At 44.2% G+C, this 19,288-nt stretch carries 15 protein-coding genes; 8 read left to right on the top strand and 7 right to left on the bottom strand.

The genetic code is table 11. The annotated features are described in order from the left end of the window. Window positions 1-479 precede the first annotated feature (479 nt). The 5 genes from G5T77_RS11795 to G5T77_RS11775 all read left to right on the top strand — a co-directional run bounded on the left by G5T77_RS11795 (window position 480) and on the right by G5T77_RS11775 (window position 4,492). A complete protein-coding gene (locus G5T77_RS11795) occupies window positions 480-1,397 on the top strand; it encodes a VacJ family lipoprotein (protein WP_166135736.1) in 918 nt (305 codons plus the stop codon). Window positions 1,398-1,500: 103 nt separating this feature from the next. Continuing rightward, entirely contained in the window at window positions 1,501-2,469 is a 969-nt protein-coding gene (gene gigA, locus G5T77_RS11790) for an RsbU family protein phosphatase GigA (RefSeq protein ID WP_166135733.1), read from the top strand. A 112-nt stretch (window positions 2,470-2,581) separates the two neighbouring features. Beyond that, on the top strand, window positions 2,582-3,100 hold the full coding sequence (gene gigB, locus G5T77_RS11785) for an anti-anti-sigma factor GigB (protein ID WP_004783532.1): 519 nt from the start codon (window positions 2,582-2,584) through the stop codon (window positions 3,098-3,100). A 20-nt stretch (window positions 3,101-3,120) separates the two neighbouring features. Then, window positions 3,121-3,948 carry a carbon-nitrogen hydrolase family protein gene (locus G5T77_RS11780; RefSeq protein ID WP_166135730.1) on the top strand — a complete coding sequence of 276 codons (828 nt, stop codon included), beginning with the start codon at window positions 3,121-3,123 and terminating at the stop codon, window positions 3,946-3,948. A 118-nt stretch (window positions 3,949-4,066) separates the two neighbouring features. Further along, window positions 4,067-4,492 carry an organic hydroperoxide resistance protein gene (locus tag G5T77_RS11775; protein ID WP_166135726.1) on the top strand — a complete coding sequence of 142 codons (426 nt, stop codon included), beginning with the start codon at window positions 4,067-4,069 and terminating at the stop codon, window positions 4,490-4,492. Between the two features lie 173 nt (window positions 4,493-4,665). On the opposite strand, the gene gspE is transcribed toward G5T77_RS11775, so the two are convergent. After that, window positions 4,666-6,153: a type II secretion system ATPase GspE gene (gene gspE, locus G5T77_RS11770; RefSeq protein WP_004783540.1), complete on the bottom strand. Its 1,488-nt coding sequence runs from the start codon at window positions 6,151-6,153 to the stop codon at window positions 4,666-4,668. A 93-nt stretch (window positions 6,154-6,246) separates the two neighbouring features. Between gspE and G5T77_RS11765 the strand changes: the two genes are divergently transcribed. Then, entirely contained in the window at window positions 6,247-7,077 is an 831-nt protein-coding gene (locus G5T77_RS11765) for a hypothetical protein (RefSeq protein WP_166135723.1), read from the top strand. 9 nt (window positions 7,078-7,086) lie between these two features. Continuing rightward, window positions 7,087-8,010, top strand: a complete 924-nt coding sequence (locus G5T77_RS11760) for a mechanosensitive ion channel family protein (protein ID WP_004783545.1) — start codon at window positions 7,087-7,089, stop codon at window positions 8,008-8,010. A 151-nt stretch (window positions 8,011-8,161) separates the two neighbouring features. On the opposite strand, the gene G5T77_RS11755 is transcribed toward G5T77_RS11760, so the two are convergent. Continuing rightward, a complete protein-coding gene (locus G5T77_RS11755; RefSeq protein WP_166135719.1) occupies window positions 8,162-10,867 on the bottom strand; it encodes a DUF2339 domain-containing protein in 2,706 nt (901 codons plus the stop codon). Between the two features lie 161 nt (window positions 10,868-11,028). On the opposite strand from G5T77_RS11755, the gene polA reads away from it, so the two are divergent. Then, the gene (gene polA, locus G5T77_RS11750) at window positions 11,029-13,794 is read left to right on the top strand and encodes a DNA polymerase I (protein ID WP_166135716.1); all 2,766 of its coding nucleotides are present in this window, start codon (window positions 11,029-11,031) and stop codon (window positions 13,792-13,794) included. Between the two features lie 147 nt (window positions 13,795-13,941). Here the strand turns inward: polA and G5T77_RS11745 are convergent, their stop codons facing one another. Genes G5T77_RS11745 through ppx form a run of 5 tightly spaced genes read right to left on the bottom strand, consistent with a single transcriptional unit; the run spans window position 13,942 to window position 19,061 of the window. Beyond that, window positions 13,942-14,511, bottom strand: coding sequence for a YggT family protein (locus G5T77_RS11745; RefSeq protein ID WP_004783550.1), 570 nt, complete (start codon window positions 14,509-14,511; stop codon window positions 13,942-13,944). Between the two features lie 31 nt (window positions 14,512-14,542). Next, the gene (gene proC / locus G5T77_RS11740; RefSeq protein ID WP_125279377.1) at window positions 14,543-15,373 is read right to left on the bottom strand and encodes a pyrroline-5-carboxylate reductase; all 831 of its coding nucleotides are present in this window, start codon (window positions 15,371-15,373) and stop codon (window positions 14,543-14,545) included. Between the two features lie 2 nt (window positions 15,374-15,375). Further along, window positions 15,376-16,749, bottom strand: a complete 1,374-nt coding sequence (gene tilS, locus G5T77_RS11735) for a tRNA lysidine(34) synthetase TilS (RefSeq protein WP_166135713.1) — start codon at window positions 16,747-16,749, stop codon at window positions 15,376-15,378. Then, on the bottom strand, window positions 16,686-17,510 hold the full coding sequence (locus G5T77_RS11730) for an acetyl-CoA carboxylase carboxyltransferase subunit alpha (protein ID WP_004783557.1): 825 nt from the start codon (window positions 17,508-17,510) through the stop codon (window positions 16,686-16,688). The genes tilS and G5T77_RS11730 overlap by 64 nt, the downstream gene beginning before the upstream one ends. A gap of 30 nt (window positions 17,511-17,540) precedes the next feature. After that, window positions 17,541-19,061 carry an exopolyphosphatase gene (ppx, locus tag G5T77_RS11725; RefSeq protein ID WP_166135710.1) on the bottom strand — a complete coding sequence of 507 codons (1,521 nt, stop codon included), beginning with the start codon at window positions 19,059-19,061 and terminating at the stop codon, window positions 17,541-17,543. Between the last annotated feature and the right edge of the window lie 227 nt (window positions 19,062-19,288).

Genomic DNA, 19,288 nt, shown 5'->3' with positions numbered 1-19,288 from the left:
TCAAATAAACTTCGAGTAATTTAAACCAATCAATCAATGAAAATAATTTCGATCAATCAACCAGTAAAAATCCACACAAGTTGTTCTTCATAATCTCTTAATGATCTTCTCACTACTTCGTCAGTAGCAAGCTAGGTCGGCTATATTACTCTCTATCTCTAGAAAGTCAACCAGTAATGAAAATTATTTTTAAACTTCCTTTCTAAAACTTAACTCAACCATTTCACGCTAAGTTACTGTTTTATCAGAAGTTTTAATCTTCATCACCGCCGATGGATGTGCATTCTACAGTATTTCAGGAGGCTTGCAATACCTTTTTCAAATAAATCTTACCGCATGTCTAATTTTTAGCCTTTTATGAAGTTTTTATTCATTTATTATACAATTTTGCTTAAATTACGCCTATTCCTAGTAATACAGTTTATTATTCCGGGTTAAACAACGCCACTATACTCAGAACAAGGCTTTGGGGTTTCCTTATGCATCGCTCTATTTATTTATCTTTATGCTTATTTTCTTTGGCCTCTAGCCCATTAATTTTTGCTGAAGACACTACTCAGGCTGAACAGACTGAAATAGAAACTGAATCTTCTGCTACTACCACTACGGTTCCACTCAGAGAAAAAATATCTTCTAAAGTAAGTCACCTGCAAACCCAGCTAAAAGTCGATGCTAGCGCTGCACAGGCTGAAGAAGTTAAAGATCCTTTCCAGGGCTGGAATAGAAAGGTGTATCAATTTAATGATGCCATCGATCAGGCAGTTGTTCGCCCCATTGCGGTTCAGTATCAGGAAAAGGTTCCTCAAGATGTGCGTGGCAGCTATACCCAGTTCCGTAGCAATTTAGGTGAACCATGGAATGCGGTAAACCAGTTGATTCAGGGCCGTCCTGCTCGTGCAGCAAAATCTTTGGGCCGTTTTACCATTAATACCTTAACTACTTTAGGTCTGGCAGACCCAGCCCGTCGTCTGGGACTGGATCATGAAGATGAAAAGTTCGGGATTACGCTAGGTTATTACGGTGTACCTTCCGGTCCTTATGTGATGTTACCGTTCCTAGGCCCAAGTTCTGTGCGTGATACTTTCGGTATGGCAGTCGATAGCCAGACCCGTCCACAGAAATATATTCTTCAAGATGATGAAGGCTTGTATTGGGGTGATCAATTCTGGCGTGCAATTGATAATCGTGCAGAATTACTTGATATTGAAGGTGTGTTAACAGGTGATCGTTATGCACAAATTCGCGATATTTATTTGCAACGTACCAATTATATGATCGCCCAGAAAAAAGGTCTGGAACAGGAATCTTTATTCCTTGAAGATGACTTTGATGATGAAAATCTTGAAGATGAATCTTTCGATGAAAATGAAACTGAATCTTCTAGTGATGACCTTTGAAACCTAAGTTCAATGATGATTTGCTAGCGAAAACTGTTCGCTAGCAATCATTTGCTTGTTATAGTACATCTTATAACTCATTCCAGGATCGAACTACCTGTCTATGTATTTCATTCAACCTACTCGCGATATTCCTTATTTAGATCAAGTGCTTGAGAAGCTTCCGCACGTTCAAGTAATCAAGCTGGAAGATCACGAGTTGTACGATGCAACGATTATTGCCATTGCAGATGTACATGATTATCTGAAATACAAGTGGAACCTTCCGACTGTAGTATTAGCGCTGGAAAATGAAGGAACAGCCTTGGCACAAGCTTGGGAACAAGGCGCTTTGGCAGGCTGGATCTGGAATAAACTGCCTGAACAACCCGATATCGCATTACAAAAAATTGATGCGCAATATAAGCGTAATCAGGATAGTCGTGACCTTCCTTCTGCGGCAGAGCTACAAAAACGTTTGCTACCGAATGAAATTGAATTAACCAATTATGCGGTTGAAACCTATTTTCAACCTTCTGCTTATCTATCTGGCGATTGGTACGATTACTGGAAAATCAGCGATAAAGAAGTCATTTTCTATCTTGCGGATGTTTCTGGTCATGGCGTTACCAGCAGTTTATTAACGTCCTGGATGGCGGCTTTTCATGGACGTTCGAAAACACCTCGTGAGCTAATCAAGAAGCTGAACGGGATGCTGGTTCAGGAAAATATTGAAAAACATATTACCATGATTGCCGGAATTCTGAATCTGGAAACCCATGTCTTGAAATGGTCTAGTGCTGGCCACTACCCTCCTCCGATTATCTTTGAACCGAATCAGGAACCAAAAATCCTGTCATCCAGCAGCTTTCCTCTTGGTCTGACCGAAGACCTTGAGGTAGAAGAAAATGAATATATCCTCAGCCGCAATGCACGATTTATTATCTGTTCAGATGGAGCATTGGAGCCGTTTAGCGGCGGTCTGAATGAACAATTTTCCCAATTATTGCATCACTTACAGAACGAATCCTTCAAAGCACCCGAACATGTTGCCGACGATATTGCCATTCTCAGCTTTATAAGAGTGAAATAGCAGTATAATCACAAGCTTTATAAGCACTTAATTTGATTGCGACTTTCAGCTACTTGAGTATCCGTAGACCCTATGGGATAATTTAATATCCTTCTCTGCAAATGGCATTTATATGTCAACAGGTCATGTTGAATATGCAAGCTTGAATGGAACGCATATTTTTAAGCTTATCGGCGAAGTGCGGGCCCAATCTTGTATTAGTCTAGACAAATTACTGAACAAACTTGAGCAGCAGGACAACGTTGTTGGCGCAATTGTTGATCTGACTGAAACCAGCTTTATTGACAGCACTGTACTGGGTGTCCTGGCAAAATTAGGACTTAAACTTAAACAGCTCCATAAGATCCAGGCGGTGATGTTGTCGACTAACTCTGATATCACGACTCTGGCCAACAGTATGGGCTTGGGGCAGGTCTTTGTCATTTTGGATTACTGCGGTGATTCAAATGTATGTACGCGTAAACTGATGGAAGAACATGTGACGCATCAGGCAATGCTGAAAACTGTTCTAGATGCACACAAGACTTTAATGCGGTTAAATCAGAGCAACCAGAATATGTTTGAGCCCTTGGTCAAACAGTTGCAAAAAGAACAAGATAATCTAGATCAAGTGTCTGAACAAAAGGTATGAACACACAATAAGGAATCCCTATGACTTTACTTTCTGTTGCACAGATGAATTCCCAAAATGAAATTGAGCAAAATTTCATGACCATCGAATCATTAATTCAACAAAGTAAAGCAAAAGGTGCTGAGCTTATTGTCTTTCCTGAAAATTTCGTCTGTTTTGCTGCTGGTAAGCAGCGCGAAACTGCAGCTCAATTCGAGAGCATTCAACAACGTCTTGAACAGCTTGCCCATCAATACGAAACCTGGATTGTGGCTGGGACATTACCCTGTCCTTATCGTCCTGATGGTTCGATTATTGAAGATGGCCGGGTTAGAACCGTAAGTCTGTGTATTAGTCCAGAAAAAACTGAAGCTCGCTATGACAAGATTCATCTCTTTGACGTGCAGGTCGGTGATGCTGTTGGGGGCTATCAGGAATCCCAATTCTTTGAACCAGGTACCGATGTCGTCGTTGCGAAGACGCCTTTTGGCAATATTGGCATGATGGTCTGCTATGACCTGCGCTTCCCTGAACTTGCGCTTCATTTACGTACACAAGGTGCAAATATTTTGACTGCACCATCTGCCTTTACCTTCACCACTGGCCAAATGCACTGGCAATTATTATTGCAAGCACGTGCTATGGATACCCAATGCACAGTTCTTGGCGCTGCTCAACAGGGCTGGCATGGTGAAAAACGTCAAACTTGGGGACATGCTGCTGCAGCAAACAGCCGTGGTCAACTTCTCGATATGGTGCATGCGGAAGGCGCACAGATTATTACGGTTGATTTTGATTTGACTGGGCAGGCCAAAGTGCGTGAGTCTATGCCACTCATGCAGCATCGCAAGCTACTAAAGTTCTCTTAAGTCAGACTTTTTACCGCATTCTCATTCGCTTGCATAAATTAACAAAATCCCTGCTTATTCTTCCCTAGAAATTATGGAGCATAGAAGTTCCATAAAAGAACAAGCAGGAAATACTCTCATGTCATTAGAAAAAGCAGTATATACCGCACGTGCCAAAGCTACAGGCGGTCGAGATGGCCGTGCAACCTCTGACGATCAGATTCTGGATGTGAAACTGGCAGTGCCCAAGGAAATGGGTGGCCCAGGTGGCGGGACCAATCCTGAACAATTGTTCGCTGCAGGTTATTCAGCCTGTTTTTTAGGTGCTATGAAGTTTGTTGCCAACCGGGATAAAATCAATATTAGCAAAGATGCCTATATTGAAGGTGAAGTTGGCATTGGTCCGATTCCTACCGGTTTTGGCATTGAAGTGACTTTAAATATTCATTTAGAAGGAATGGAACAGGAAGAAGCACAAAAACTGGTCGATGCCGCACACATCGTTTGTCCTTACTCAAATGCAACCCGTAATAATATTGATGTTACTTTGAATGTCATCACCTAAGTCTAAATAAACATTTCACTCTCTATCCTGAAAAATTAGAAGTCATTTCAGGATAGAGCTGATCATTCTTATAAAATTTTGATCAAAATTACTGTGTGCTATTTCATAGAAAAATGATCACTTGAGATATTTACTTAAGAAAACTGTGCCTTCCTACTCCAACGAATAAAAATTTACTCTGCCGCTTCATTGGTCACGCGCAGAACTTCTTCAATGGTGGTTTTTCCAGCCAGTACTTTGCGTAAACCATCATCACGAATTGAACCTGACTGCTGACGTGCATAGGTTTCCAATTCATATTCCGCTGCATTGCCATGAATCAGACGGCGCATATGTTCATCGACCGGTACAATTTCATAAATGGCGGTACGTCCACTAAAGCCGGTATTACCACACCGTTCACAACCGTGCGGTTGAGGTAATCTTAAATCCTGTGGATGCTCAATATGTTCAAACAGATTCTTTTCGAATGCATCCGCATCCTTCCAGGTCGCACAATGCGGACATAAGGTACGTACCAGACGCTGAGCAACTACCCCAATTAAGGAGCTGGATAGCAAGAATGGCTCAATTCCCATGTCTTTTAAACGGGTCACTGCACCAATCGCAGTATTGGTATGCAGCGTTGACAATACCAAGTGACCTGTCAGTGAGGCTTGAACTGCAATTTCTGCGGTTTCCAGATCACGAATCTCACCGACCATCACCACATCCGGATCCTGACGCAACATGGCTTTTAAAGCACGAGCAAAGGTCATGTCGACTTTGGTATTTACCTGAGTCTGACCAATCCCTTCTAACTGATATTCCACCGGATCTTCAGCCGTCAGGATATTTTTGGAACCATCATTTAGATCAGAAAGTGCTGCATATAAGGTAGTGGTCTTACCCGAACCGGTAGGTCCAGTCACCAGAATAATGCCATGAGGACGATGCACCAAGGTTTTGAGTCGATCATAGTCATTATTCATCAAGCCCAGATGAGTCATATTCAGACGACCAGCCTGCTTGTCCAGCAAACGCATCACCACCCGCTCCCCATAAGAGGATGGCAAGGTTGAAACACGGACATCGACTTCACGACCTGCCAGACGCAAGGAAATACGTCCATCCTGAGGAATACGTTTTTCTGCAATGTCCAGCTTGGCCATGACCTTGATCCGTGATACCAGTAATGGCGCCAGCTCACGACGTGGCTGCACAATTTCACGCAACTGCCCATCGACACGCAAGCGTACGGAAAGTCGTTTTTCGAAAGATTCCACATGGATATCTGAGGCGCCAACACGGATCGCTTCCGACAACAAGGCATTGATCAGACGGACAATAGGCGCATCATCTTCCTGATCCATCAGGTCTTCGGCTTCAGGAACCGAATCGGCAAGGCTTAATAAATCAGGATGATCTTCCAGACCGGCAGCCACCTGCTGTGACTCACCGCTATCGCCGGCAAAACTGGAACTGAGTAACTGATTGAATTCTTGTTCTGTACAATGTTGATACTGAGCCGGATGACCCAGCAAACGGCGTGCTTCCTGTAATGCAAGCATAGACGTATTGTCACGACGGACAATAAAAGCCTGATCTCCCTCATAACGCAACAGCACACCATGACGTTTCGCAAAGCTATACGGGATTTGTAATTGTTTCAGTACTTGCATCGCAGATTATAATAATGATGAAAAAATTTAAATTGAGTGTACTCTAAGCATATGACAGCGTGAAGTATGTTTTCAAAGATTTAGCAAGAAAGGATGCCAACATTGCCGCAAGATCAAGAGGAATTAAACCTGCAGTCTCCCCGAATCCAATGGTGGGGAGAGCAAAGTTTTGAAATTAACGAGTCCAAGGCCTGGCAATTTGGCTCTCTGCTGTTTCGTTTGACCCGAGGCTTGCAGGAATGGCGACTAGAATATTACCGTCCGAGGGTTCAGTACGATTATGAACAGCAATGGCATCAGATCAGTGACCCACTGTTTGCATTCCCGACCCCGGTGAAAATTGAACGCTATATGTTCAAATCCACCCAAAGCAAATTACAACTTATGCCACGTCTGGCGAATCGCTCCGTAGTAATTAAACCGGTTGATCCGATTTATATTCCGGCCGGTCAACGTGGAACGCTCTATATCAGTACCCCGCTATGGATTGCCGGTTTTGTCGAAGGTCAACGTGAACCGATTTTTGATCTTCCAGTGATTTTACCGAAAGACACCTGGTTTGGGCCAAATCACCGTTCCGGTGAAATTTGCTATGCTACCGCAGTCGATGGCCGGACTGAATTGCAACAATTACGTCCTCGTGCATTCCGGGCTGTGACTCCAATTGAATTTCATAATACCAGTCAGCAGCAACTGCGTTTCGATCGTATGAATGTTCCAGTACCTGCATTGCCTCTCTTTTATAGTGCCAGCACTGAACGTCTGTGGACCTCGCAGATTAAGGTTTTGCATGAAGGCCTGGATCGCCCACCCCGGATCCGGGTGGAAAACCGTACCCCGCCCAATGCGGGTGAAGTAGATTATTTACACCCACCGCGTGATCCGGCGGGAAATTTATTTAATATGTTTGATTCATTTTTCTAAGAGCGTGTGATGCCAAATTCGAATATTCCAACCGAAGTCACCAACAGTCTCAAGGGAGTATTTACCAATATTAATACCGATCGCCTGACTGAAATCGTCGTCGCGGTTGTGCTGTGTTTTATTGGTTTCCTGATCGCACGTTTTTTTTCGAATGCTTTTATCCGTACTATTGGTATACGCTTTAATGCGCATCAGCAAATGGTCTGGCGCCGCGGGATTTTCTACTTTATTTTCCTGCTGTTTGTGATGGCGAGTTTGAAGGAAGCCGGATTTAAACTCAGTGTCTTTCTCGGTGCAGCAGGTATTTTAACCGTCGCACTGGGTTTCGCATCCCAAACCTCTGCATCCAACCTGATCAGCGGTATCTTCCTGATTGGTGAAGGCTCTTTTGAAGTGGGTGATACCATTCAGATTACACTGATTCGTGGACATACCGTTGAAGGTGAAGTGATTTCGATTGATCTGCTCTCGGTTAAACTACTTACCCAAGACAATATTTATGTACGCTTGCCGAACGAACAACTGATTCGGGCTCCGGTACACAACTTGTCCAAGTTTCCAATCCGGCGTATTCCGATTACCTTGGCTATTAATTTCCATGAAGACATCATCAAGGTGCGTGAAGTACTGCTTGATGTTGCCAATAAATATCCGCTGGTTCTGGCCGATCCAAAGCCTGCAGTCACAGTCACCGCCTTCCGTGAATCTTCGATTGAACTTTTGTTTGCGATTTGGTGTCAGCAGGAAAATTATCTGAAAGTCCGTGATGAAATGCAGGAACGGATTCGAAATGGCTTTCTCGATAACCAGATTGAAATTCCGGTACCGAAAATGGGCTTTGTTGATCATCCACTGGCTCGCCCACTGGAAAATGAAGACGTTGATCAATATGCCAATGAGAAGGAGCTGAAGAGAGAGCCGGATTTAAAATAACTTTTTCTAAATCACTCCTCACCTCCCTTTACTAAGGGAGGAACTGTCATAAAAAGCCTGTCTTTCTTTTACATATCGCTTAAAGCAGTGCTTTAAGCTCGTTCAGGGTTTGGGAAGATTAAATTAATTGCTCAAATCGAGTAATTTAGATTCAAACCCTCTTCTCTCCATCCGGCATCGGTGCTATATACGCAATCAGTAGCATGACCCCACCGGCCAGCAAGAATGAAATCACACGTGTCAGTGTACCGGTATGAGATAAGTCGAATAACACCAGCTTCAAGCTGACAATGACCAGAATACTGCCTCCTAAAATCCACATCGGTTTAAGCCTTTTTAGCGTAGCCGTCCACATAGTCGCCCAGGCCAGCAATACCCAAAGAATCGTCAGGCTTAACTGTACTGTGGCATTGCTCCACAATTCCAGGCTATTGAATGGTGTTTGCAGATAGATATGTAAGGCCCGTAATACAATATAGCTCGACAGCCATAACAGGCTCAGCACCATCAGTACCGACATCATCCCGCGATCGTGTCCTGCCCGAATCTGCTGCAACAGCATCCACAGGAAACTGGAAAGCATGGCCAGACTGATCAGATCAAATGGATTGAATAGAGGTAACCAGTAATACTGGAAAGCTTGCTGGTTAAACAGCTGTGAGCATATTAACCAAGCTCCCATTAATACCAAGCAGTTTTTACTCTGCCAGAGTAAGCGCCACTCCGAATTTTCTTTTTGTCGATAACACCAGAACCAGAATACCAAAGGCAGAATTACCATACTGAGATAAGGCATGCTCGGTATTAGGCATACACTGGCCAAAGCCAGACTGGCAAAAACACCAAAGCTCATCCACTCTTTGGATAAATCAATCCCTTTCACCGGTCTTAGCCATAAAGCAGCCAGCAATAATGATGAAAGTGCAAAGATTCCACGCTCCAAAGCACTTGGCCAGACCAGAATCCCATTTTCGCTATGATCAACAGCCAGCAAAATCGCTATGATCACCAATGGCGTAAGACCGCTCCATTTTGGCAATAACCAGCACCATTCCTGATGCTTGCGCTGAATGATCTCACTTAGAACCGTATAGCCCAGTGCAAGACTGAATAAGCTATAAATATAGGCCTGCTCATGAGCAAATTCATCTTCAAGCAAGGCAAACAACATCAAAGTCGCAGCAAAACTGAGAATGCTCAGAAAACTGATACTTAAGCTATTGAGCTGCTGGCGGTATTTGGTTTTAAGCTGACTAAGGAAGACGACGGCGACATAACAGAAGCTGAGAATCCAGAAAATTTTCCGCGGTGTTGGATTAAGCTCAATCAGATAGTAAACACTACTGAAACCTGCCATGATCAGCAGTCCCATACTCAGGTAATGCGCAACCCGAATATTCTTTTCCAATGCCCAGAGATAAATCAGTACGCCTTCTACCGCCCAACCGACTACACTCCACTGCTCTGTCAATAAAATGGGTGGAACCAAAGCCAGAAAGATCAGCATCAGACTCAGATAACTTTGGGAAATGACCTGAATACTTTCTCTGCGACGCACTAAAGTCCAACAGATTGCAAATATCCCGGCAAATAACAGACTAAGTCCGGCTTGCCAAAGCTTCTGATCAGGCTGATTAAAGTGAATCAGATACAGGAAAATATAGGCGGTAATCGGTGCAGCGAAAATCAGGGCAAGATCCAGAACCGGTTTTAAACGAAAACGGGAAAGATCCTGCCGGGCCAGTAACTGGCTAAAGCGAAAGCCTAGCCAGATGAATACCGCACTATGTGCCAGAATCAGGACGGTCATGGTATAACGCTCGTATGTATGACCATGAATCAGGCTATACATCCCACCTACTATAACTGTGACCAGAAAAGCAATCTGGTTCAGAATTTTCCAGGGCCGCAAACTGCTGAGTAACAGCACGCCGATATTAATCAGCAGATAATAACTGATGAACTCAACCGCAGAAGCATCCCGGGTCGGCAAGGTAAACGGCGCCAGATAGGCAATGAATAAGGCCATGACTGCCAGCTCAATACTTTCCTGTTTCAAGCTTAAGTACAGCGTAATTGCCAAAATGACCAAGAACACCAGAGCTGCGAGTGACAACGTGGCAATCACCAGATTGTAATAGGCAAAGAACAAGGTCAGAAATAGTGCCCCTAATCCCAAGCCTTCCAGTGCCAGACCGAAACTTCGATTTTTAGTGATCAGAGTAAAACCCAATCCGGTCACAACAACAGCAGATAAAGCGACCAATCCTAATTTCACCGCCAAGCTCAACTGCCAGTGCTCTGTTGCAAAACGGAGTAATAAAATGATTCCGATCACCAAAATGGCGATCGCAGCTTTAAGAACCGGATTTCCTCGAAAAATCCACTGCTGGATCTGATCCAGCAATTGTGGTTGATCTGGACTTGCTTGAGTAGCAATAGGTAAAGGAATATCTGGTTGAGTGATTTCTGGATGAGCCTGATCTGTTGACCGGTAACGAGATTGCAACTGGACAATGTTCCGTTCCAAACGCTGTAGCCAGCGTAATAGAAAGAAAATCCAGGCGGTAATGCCAATCCCCATCAGCCAGTTGAGTTCAGTCACGCCTCCGACAATGGCGATAATAGAAGAAATATATAGCGGTATTTTAGAATTGGCTGGCACAATCACCTGCGTCGGTGCTGCCAGATCCCGCACGGGTGCTTCAATGGCACTGATATATTGCATCACGCTGATCAGGAAACCCAGACCAGTGAGATAAGTCACGATCTGCAATTCCAGATACCATGCACTTATTCCCACAATTACCAGACTAATCAGCCAGATCATACGCAATTCATTTTGCCCTGCCGTCATTCTTCTCGTTCTCGTTCCTTAACCATGTCATCATACAACAGCTTGTACTGCTTATTTCATCTTCACCCGATATTCGCTAAGCTGTAGAAACCGACTTGCCCCTGCGAGTGCAGTAAAAATCACGTACAATAAAACTGTTTTTTGAATAAGGAATTGATTACATGCCACCATTTGTCTTGGTCGATGGCTCTTACTTTTTATTTCGTGCCTTTCATGCACTACCACCATTAACCACGTCAACCGGTCTACACACCAATGCAATTCGTGGTGCGATTTCTGCTATTCAAAAACTGATGCGCCGTACCCAGCCAACACATATGGCGGTGATTTTCGACACGCCTGAACCGACTTTCCGTCACGAGTTGTCACCTATTTATAAAGGTGACCGTCCGAGTATGCCGGAAGAACTGTCCCAGCAAATTCCATACTTACATGCCTTGATTCGTGCTTTGGGCATTCCTCTGCATATGCTGCCAGGTGCGGAAGCCGATGACATCATTGGTACATTAGCGAAACGTGCTGAAGCTTTAGGTCATCAGGTGCTGATTTCAACCGGCGATAAAGACATGGCACAACTGGTGACTGATAAAGTGACCTTAGAAGACAGCTTCAAAGAAAAACCGATGGATGTTGATGGGGTTTTTGAAAAGTTTGGTGTATGGCCAAACCAGATCATTGACTACCTGACCCTGATGGGCGATGCCTCAGATGGCATTATGGGTGTGCCTGGGATCGGAGCGAAAACTGCAGCCAAATTACTCAATGAATATGGCTCGATTGGTGGCATTCTGGAAAATGTCGACAAGATCAAAGGTAAAGTGGGTCAGAATATTAAAGACAATACCGATGGCATTGCACTGGATCATCAATTGGCCAGCATCATTTGCGATCTGGATTTAAGCTTCACTTATGATGACCTGAAACTTCAGGATCCAAATGTAGAAGCTTTACGTAATCTGTATACCGAACTGGAATTCCGTAACCAGCTGCAATCACTGGACCATCCGAATAATCCAAACAACCGTAATTATAAACAAGCTACTCAATCGATTAATGCCAAAGCAGCACCTGAACCTCAGGAAGCCGATGAGCAGCAGGCGACACTCAGCAGTGATAATGATCAGCTTGGAGAAGCAACTTATCATACCGTCTTGACTCAGGAAGATTGGAGTAAGCTGTTTGAACGTTTAAATACTGAAAAACGCTTTGCTTTTGATACTGAAACCACCAGTCTGGACTATCGTATTGCACAGATTGTCGGTTTTTCGGTGGCTTTTGATGCCCAGGATGCCTATTACGTACCGCTAGCACATGATTATGAAGGTGCGCCAGAACAGCTCAATCGTGAAGAAATTCTGGCTCAGATCAAACCGATTTTAGAAGATGAAGCGATTCAGAAAATTGGTCATCACCTGAAATACGATGCGCATGTTCTGGAAAATCACGGCATTCATCTGGCGGGTTGGTATTTTGATACCATGCTGGCTTCTTATGTGCTGAACTCAGTTGCCACCCGTCATGGCATGGATGATGTAGCCCGTCTGTACTTAAGCCACTTAACCACCACTTATGAACAGGTGGCGGGTAAAGGCGCCAAACAAAAAACTTTCAATAAAATCGAGATCGAAACTGCAGCGCATTATGCGGCAGAAGATGCGCATGTGACTTATCGCCTGTTTGAAGTACTCAGCAAAAAGCTGCAGACTTATCCTGAACTGGTCAATATTCTGCACAATATTGAAATGCCGGTAGCGCGTGTGCTGACCAGCATGGAAGAAAATGGCATCCGACTGGATCTGGCTTTTCTGGATCAACTCGGTTGTGAGTTCGCTCAAACCATGCAGAATCTGGAAAATCAGATCACGGAAATAGCCGGTGAAGCGTTTAATGTCAGCTCTCCAAAACAAGTCGGTGAAGTTCTATTTGAAAAACTAGGCCTGAAAGGTGGCAAAAAGACCTCTACCGGTCAATACAGTACTAGCGAAAGTGTACTGGAAAAACTGGAACACCCGATTGCTGAACTGATTCTGGAATATCGCGGTCTGTCTAAACTGAAAAGTACCTATACCGATGGTCTATGCAAACAGGCCAATAACGAAACCCATCGTGTGCATACCAGTTATCATCAGGCACTCACAGCCACTGGCCGTTTATCGTCTACTGATCCAAACCTGCAAAACATTCCAATTCGTGCGGAAATCGGACGTCAGATTCGTAAGGCCTTTATTGCACCTGAAGGTCGTGTCTTACTCGCAGCCGATTATTCACAGATTGAATTGCGTCTGATGGCACATTTATCTCAGGATGATGCGCTAGTAGATGCCTTTAACCATGGACAGGATGTGCATCGCCGTACCGCAGCTGAAGTTCTGGGTATCCCGCTTGAAGAAGTGACCAATGATCAGCGTCGTCAGGCCAAAGCCGTGAATTTTGGTCTGCTCTATGGCATGTCTGAATTTGGTCTAACCCGTCAGTTAGGTTTCACTCGTCAGGAATCACAGGAATATATCAAACAGTATTTCCGCCGCTATCCGGGAATTTATGAATATATGCAGCGTACCCGTCAGGTGGCATTGGAACAAGGCTTCGTTGAAACTATTCTAGGTCGCCGTTTATACACACCTGATATCGATGCCCGTAACATGATGGTCCGCAAAGCCGCTGAACGTGCGGCGATTAATGCACCATTACAAGGTTCAGCTGCAGACATTATCAAAATGGCGATGATTGAGGTTGATAAAATGCTACCTAAAGATCAGGCCAAAATGCTGCTACAAGTGCACGATGAATTGGTATTTGAAGTCGATGAAGCGATTGCAGATGAACTGGCTCTTCAACTGGCCGAAGTGATGCAATCTGTGATTGAAATCTCTGTGCCTTTGGTCGTGGAAGTCGGTAAAGGCATGAACTGGGATGAAGCGCATTAATACTAAAGCTCCTTCCTCCTTTTAGGAGGAAGGTTGGGATAGAGGTTATTTAAATTTATAGACCTCACCCTAACCCTCTCCTACAAGGAGAAGGAATTTTCTTGAAATAAAAAAGGACGCCTAAGCGTCCTTTTCTTTGGGATCTGATTAAAGGCCGGTTAGCAACACAATTGCCACCTGGTTCATAATCATTTCAATTACGATCAATGCCAAAATTGCCAAGATTGGAGACAGATCGATCATCCCCATATTCGGCATGATACGACGGAACGGTGCCAATAATGGCTCTGCAAGTTCCTGAACTACCTCAATATAAGGTGAACGGGATTGCGTAAACATCACCACCCAGCTCAAAATAATTGTTGCAAAGATCAGGTAACGACAGAAACGGATCAAATCCTGCATCATGGTAACGAAGGTTAGAATAAGCAAATGGATTGGACCATTTGGCATTCCCCCAGACAAATACATGATGCCAAAAATTTTCAGCAAATACAGCACGACCAAAAGTGCCAGTGCAGCAGTATTCACCCGGCCTTTACCTGCAGTTGGGAAAATACGCCCAAACACATCTACAATTTTAGTCGCTTTGACAGTAGATAGAACGACAGGATTATAAGGACTCACCGCGGCCAATTGCATTAAAAAGCGGAAGAATACGAGCAAAATCGCGACGTTAATGATAATGCCAAAAATTAGCGCAGAATTTGCACCCATACTTGAACGTTCCTAAAAATTAAACTGAAGATTATTTACTATTGTCACTGAGCTCTTGGGCTAGTTCCTGACTACGTTTTTGCGCAGCAGCAAGCGCTGCCTGAATATTCTGAGAAATCTGCGCGCGATCAAACACTTCCAATGCTGCCTGAGTTGTACCATTCGGAGAAGTTACATTCTTACGCAGCTCTGCCGGTGTATTAGAACTGGTGATCGCCATTTGCGCTGCCCCCAAAGCAGTTTGCAATGTCAATGCAGTGGCTACTTTTTCATCCAGACCTAAATTCTTGCCTGCACGAATCATGCTTTCCATCATATAGAAGAAATAAGCAGGTCCTGAACCAGAGACTGCAGTCACGGCATCAATCTGAGCTTCTGAGTTTACCCAAATTGTCAGGCCGGTAGAAGCCAAAACCTGACTCGCCAGCTCACGGTCTTCTGCACCCACTTCTTCATTAGCAAATAAACCATGTGCACCTGTCTGTACCAGTGCGGGTGTATTCGGCATCACACGGACAATACGGTCAGTGCCCAATAGCGCAGATAGTGTTGCAATCTCGGCACCCGCAACGATTGAAATCACCAGCTTGCCATCAAGTAAACCTTGAAGTGGTTTTAACACCCCAGCTAAAACCTGTGGTTTGACTGCAAACAGTACGATATCCGCATCTTTAATAGCAGCAATATTATCATCGGTGACATTGACTTCTTTTTCTGCAAGAAGTGAACGTACTTTCTCAACCGGATCAGAAACTGTAATACGCGTTGCTGGCAACCCCTGCGAAATCAGCCCGCCAATCAAGGCTTGAGCCATATTACCGCCACCAATAAAACTAATATTACAATTTAAAGCTGCACTCATGTTTAATGCTCGTCGTTGAATTCTAAAGTTGAAGAAATCGAAATGGGTAGCCATCCCCCTGCTTCACAATATGCAGATTGAGCTAACCAAAATCCTTTAGGTGTAAACACGCCTAGCATAACATTATCTGTGCTTAATATTTGAATAGTATGCCGAGTCCAGGGAAATATTTGCGCTTCCTGAATAGCTTTTTTGAGCGGCCAGTGTCCCACCCGTCCATAGAGATGGATTTTTTCACCCCCCTTCCGTTGCCGTAAATACAAGGGTTGTCCTAATAAAGTGGGAGATAATCCTATCTCAGCCCTTTGAATCCTGAATTGACCGGAAGGAAGATGAACCTGATCTTTATTCTGTAAAATAATCTGCTGTTCGGCTACAGTCGATTGTTGGTCAACCAGATAAACTTCAGCTTTTAGGCGATGCAACTGCTGCTGATAACGCACATAGTAATAACCCGACCAATGCAGCGCTGCTTGAGCATCTGGTTTCGCTCCAATTACTTCAGCCTGTACACGCTCAACCATGTCCAGAGAGGGACGATATTGTCCCTCGCCTTTCATCCAGATCGAGAGTAACTGACGCTGCCGTGCTTTGGATAAACTTGAGAATGAAGATAGATCGAGAATTTCGGCGTTACCACAGAGTTTGAGATCCTGCTCTAATACTTCTTGCAGAATGTTTTGTGCATCCTGCATCAGTTCACTGGTACGAGCCAAGGCAGACTGCATTTTCGGATAGCGATGACTTAAGACTGGCCACAGCACCTGACGTGCCCAGGCACGGTCATAATGAGTATCCTGATTAGTCGGATCTTCAATATTCTGGATATTTAAATCTGCTGCCCATTGGCAAATCTGCTCACGAGAAATATCCAGCAGTGGCCGCCAGATGGTTAAATCTGTCCGTATATCGATCGCTTTCATGGCAGCCAGACCATCAATCCCTGCACCAGAAAGTAAGCGCAACATCAAAGTTTCTGCCTGATCCTGCTGATGGTGAGCCAAGACCAGAATTTCATTGGGCCGAAGATGCCGTAAATAAGCTTGATACCGTGATTGGCGAGCCTGTGATTCCAGATTGCCGCTGGCAACATGGACGGGCTGAATGATGCAAGGAATATTTAGTTGCTGACACTGATGCTGGACAAAAGTGCCCCATTCATTGCTGATACTTTGCAATTGATGATCAATATAAATTGCGCGGATTTTTTTCGGGTACAAAAAAAACATCAGATGCAGCAACAGCATAGAATCTACGCCGCCACTGCATCCGATTAGAAATTTTGTTTCTGCAGGAAATTCCTGCAGTTGCTTTAAGATGCCAGACCTAAATTGTCGCTGCCAAACTTCATTAAACGTTGGTAACGTGCTTCGCATCGTGCTTGTGGTTCCATTGCTTGCAGTTCATTTAAAGCTTCTTTCAGGACTGCTTTCAGTTGGTACATGACCTCATCCGGATCCAGATGTGCGCCTTCACCTTCATCAACGACGTATTCAACAATGCCCATCTTCTGTAATTTTTCAGCAGTCAATGCCAAAGCTTCACTGGCCTGTTCCGCTTTTTCTGCAGTTTTCCACAGAATAGATGCACAGCCTTCCGGTGAAATTACTGAATAAATACTGTGAGAGAGCATTACTACACGATCCGCCACGCCAATCCCGAGTGCACCACCTGAACCACCTTCACCCAGAACAGTGGCAATTACAGGCACTTTCAGATTAGAAAGCTGTGCCAAACTTGACGCAATCGCTTCAGCCTGACCACGCTCTTCCGCACCCACACCCGGGTATGCACCCATGGTATCAATAAAGGTGAAGACTGGCAGATTAAAACGTTCCGCCATATCGAGTAGACGCTGAGCTTTACGGTAACCTTCCGGATTACTCATCCCAAAATTATGCTGTAATTTTTCACGGGTACTACGACCACGGTGCTGACCCACGATCATCACCGGTTGTCCATCGAAACGTGCCAGACCACCGATCATTGCGCCATCATCACCATAGAGACGGTCGCCATGCAAAGCATCAAATTCAGTGAATATTTCACCTACGTAGTCCAGAAATTGTGGACGTTCCGGATGACGAGCAATCTGTACTGTCGTCCATGCTTTTGATGGGGTAGCTTTATTTTTCATAGGTCAACCGTTTTCATCCCTATAAAGGTATTAATTAACAAATTGTTCAGATTGAACCGAGAGCTCGATCTCCCAATTTTTAAACTGCACCTGTTCATCATGCAGTTCAGCAATTAATAATGGCCATTGTTTGGCATCACCAGAAATGCTGAGCTGCCATTGTTGCGCATTCTTGACCTTAAGTTCAATGGCAGGAAGCATCTCATCACTACGACTGTGATTGACCAAAACCGCCAGACGCAACAGCAAACACAGCTGTAAAAGTTTAGTTCCACCGACTTTCATCACATCATGCTTGGCATCAGCGCGCAATTTACGGCGATGATGTGCGACCAAATGTGACAAATAATTCTGATCTACCTGCGAAAAACCGGCAATGTCAGAATGTTGCAATAAATAGGCACCGTGGCGGTGATAACCACTATGACTGATCGCTAAACCAATTTCATGCAAATAAGCTGCACGACGAAGTAAATCACTGTCCTCGCTATATAGGCCAAGATCACCTGCTACATCATCAAACAGTTTGTGTGCAGTCTGCACTACACGTTCGGCCTGCTTGGCATCGGCATTATAACGACCAATCAAGGCATGGACTGAACGATCACGTATATCTTCATGCTTGAAACGGCCCAAGAGGTCATACATCACGCCTTCACGCAATGCTCCATCTGAATACACCAGATGCGGAATATTCAGTACATCAAATACCGCATATAAAATGGCAATTCCTGCAGGCAAGACTGCACGACGGTCATCTTTCAGACCTTCGAATTCCATATCAGAAACATGTTTATATTTGAATAATTTGTCTTTAAGTTTTTCCAGACCTTCACGGGTGAGCTGTTCTTTATCATTGCTCCAGCCCATGTTGACACAGATCTGGCGACAGGCTTTGATCGTACCACTAGAACCAACTACCGCATCCCAACCGGCAGATTTATAAGTATTGGCAATGCCTGAAATTTCTTTACGTGCCGCAGTCACTGCCTTATCAAAGGCTTTATGGGTGATTTCACCATCAGCAAAGAATTTCTTGGTAAAAGTCACACAACCCATCTGCACAGATTCGGTATGAATAGGTTCAAATTCTTCCCCAATGATGAGTTCAGTTGACCCACCACCAATATCGACTACTAGACGACGGCCAGTATTGGCCATGGTATGTGACACACCGAGATAAATTAGACGCGCTTCTTCACGACCAGCAATAATTTCAATCGGTTTTGGTAAAATTTCAGCCGCTTTCTGAATAAATTCATGACCATTTTTAGCTTGACGTAATGCGTTGGTTGCCACAATCCGTAAACGGTTTGGTTGTACCGAGCCCAAACGTCCGACAAACCGGGCCAGACAAGCCAAACCACGCTGCTGTGCGGCTTCAGTCAAATTTTTATTTTCATCCAGTCCCGCAGCAAGCTGAACCTTTTCTGACATTGATGCGACTTTTTTCACTTCGCCATGATCCACCCGGGCAATCGCCAAATGAAAACTGTTTGATCCCATATCGATGGCTGCGAGTAATTCTTCATCAATCAAAAAATCAGACATTCTAGAAATAAACCTTTTAAGAATTGTGCTTAGAGTAATTCACAACCATGCAATTTAAAAGCCATTTGTCAGGACAATTTCGCGTAATTATTTTTTTCATTTATAGGACAATTGTATGAGGCGATGGTGACTATCGTGATCATCCATTAGACAAAACAACATTAAAGCTTGAAAATTTACAGATTCCCCTACATTGTTAAAGATGGCTATGTAATACTAATAATTAT

It is taken from the genome of Acinetobacter sp. GFQ9D191M (assembly GCF_011174875.1).
Classification (GTDB): Bacteria; Pseudomonadota; Gammaproteobacteria; order Pseudomonadales; family Moraxellaceae; genus Acinetobacter.
This window is presented reverse-complemented; position numbering and strand designations above follow the sequence as displayed.

Bases quoted from the DNA above. Each gene is read 5' to 3' on its own strand.
- G5T77_RS11795 (WP_166135736.1), top strand. From the start codon at position 480: ATGCATCGCTCTATTTATTTATCTTTATGCTTATTTTCTTTGGCCTCT.
- gigA (WP_166135733.1), top strand. From the start codon at position 1,501: ATGTATTTCATTCAACCTACTCGCGATATTCCTTATTTAGATCAAGTG.
- gigB (WP_004783532.1), top strand. From the start codon at position 2,582: ATGTCAACAGGTCATGTTGAATATGCAAGCTTGAATGGAACGCATATT.
- G5T77_RS11780 (WP_166135730.1), top strand. From the start codon at position 3,121: ATGACTTTACTTTCTGTTGCACAGATGAATTCCCAAAATGAAATTGAG.
- G5T77_RS11775 (WP_166135726.1), top strand. From the start codon at position 4,067: ATGTCATTAGAAAAAGCAGTATATACCGCACGTGCCAAAGCTACAGGC.
- gspE (WP_004783540.1), bottom strand. From the start codon at position 6,153: ATGCAAGTACTGAAACAATTACAAATCCCGTATAGCTTTGCGAAACGT.
- G5T77_RS11765 (WP_166135723.1), top strand. From the start codon at position 6,247: ATGCCAACATTGCCGCAAGATCAAGAGGAATTAAACCTGCAGTCTCCC.
- G5T77_RS11760 (WP_004783545.1), top strand. From the start codon at position 7,087: ATGCCAAATTCGAATATTCCAACCGAAGTCACCAACAGTCTCAAGGGA.
- G5T77_RS11755 (WP_166135719.1), bottom strand. From the start codon at position 10,867: ATGACGGCAGGGCAAAATGAATTGCGTATGATCTGGCTGATTAGTCTG.
- polA (WP_166135716.1), top strand. From the start codon at position 11,029: ATGCCACCATTTGTCTTGGTCGATGGCTCTTACTTTTTATTTCGTGCC.
- G5T77_RS11745 (WP_004783550.1), bottom strand. From the start codon at position 14,511: ATGGGTGCAAATTCTGCGCTAATTTTTGGCATTATCATTAACGTCGCG.
- proC (WP_125279377.1), bottom strand. From the start codon at position 15,373: ATGAGTGCAGCTTTAAATTGTAATATTAGTTTTATTGGTGGCGGTAAT.
- tilS (WP_166135713.1), bottom strand. From the start codon at position 16,749: ATGCGAAGCACGTTACCAACGTTTAATGAAGTTTGGCAGCGACAATTT.
- G5T77_RS11730 (WP_004783557.1), bottom strand. From the start codon at position 17,510: ATGAAAAATAAAGCTACCCCATCAAAAGCATGGACGACAGTACAGATT.
- ppx (WP_166135710.1), bottom strand. From the start codon at position 19,061: ATGTCTGATTTTTTGATTGATGAAGAATTACTCGCAGCCATCGATATG.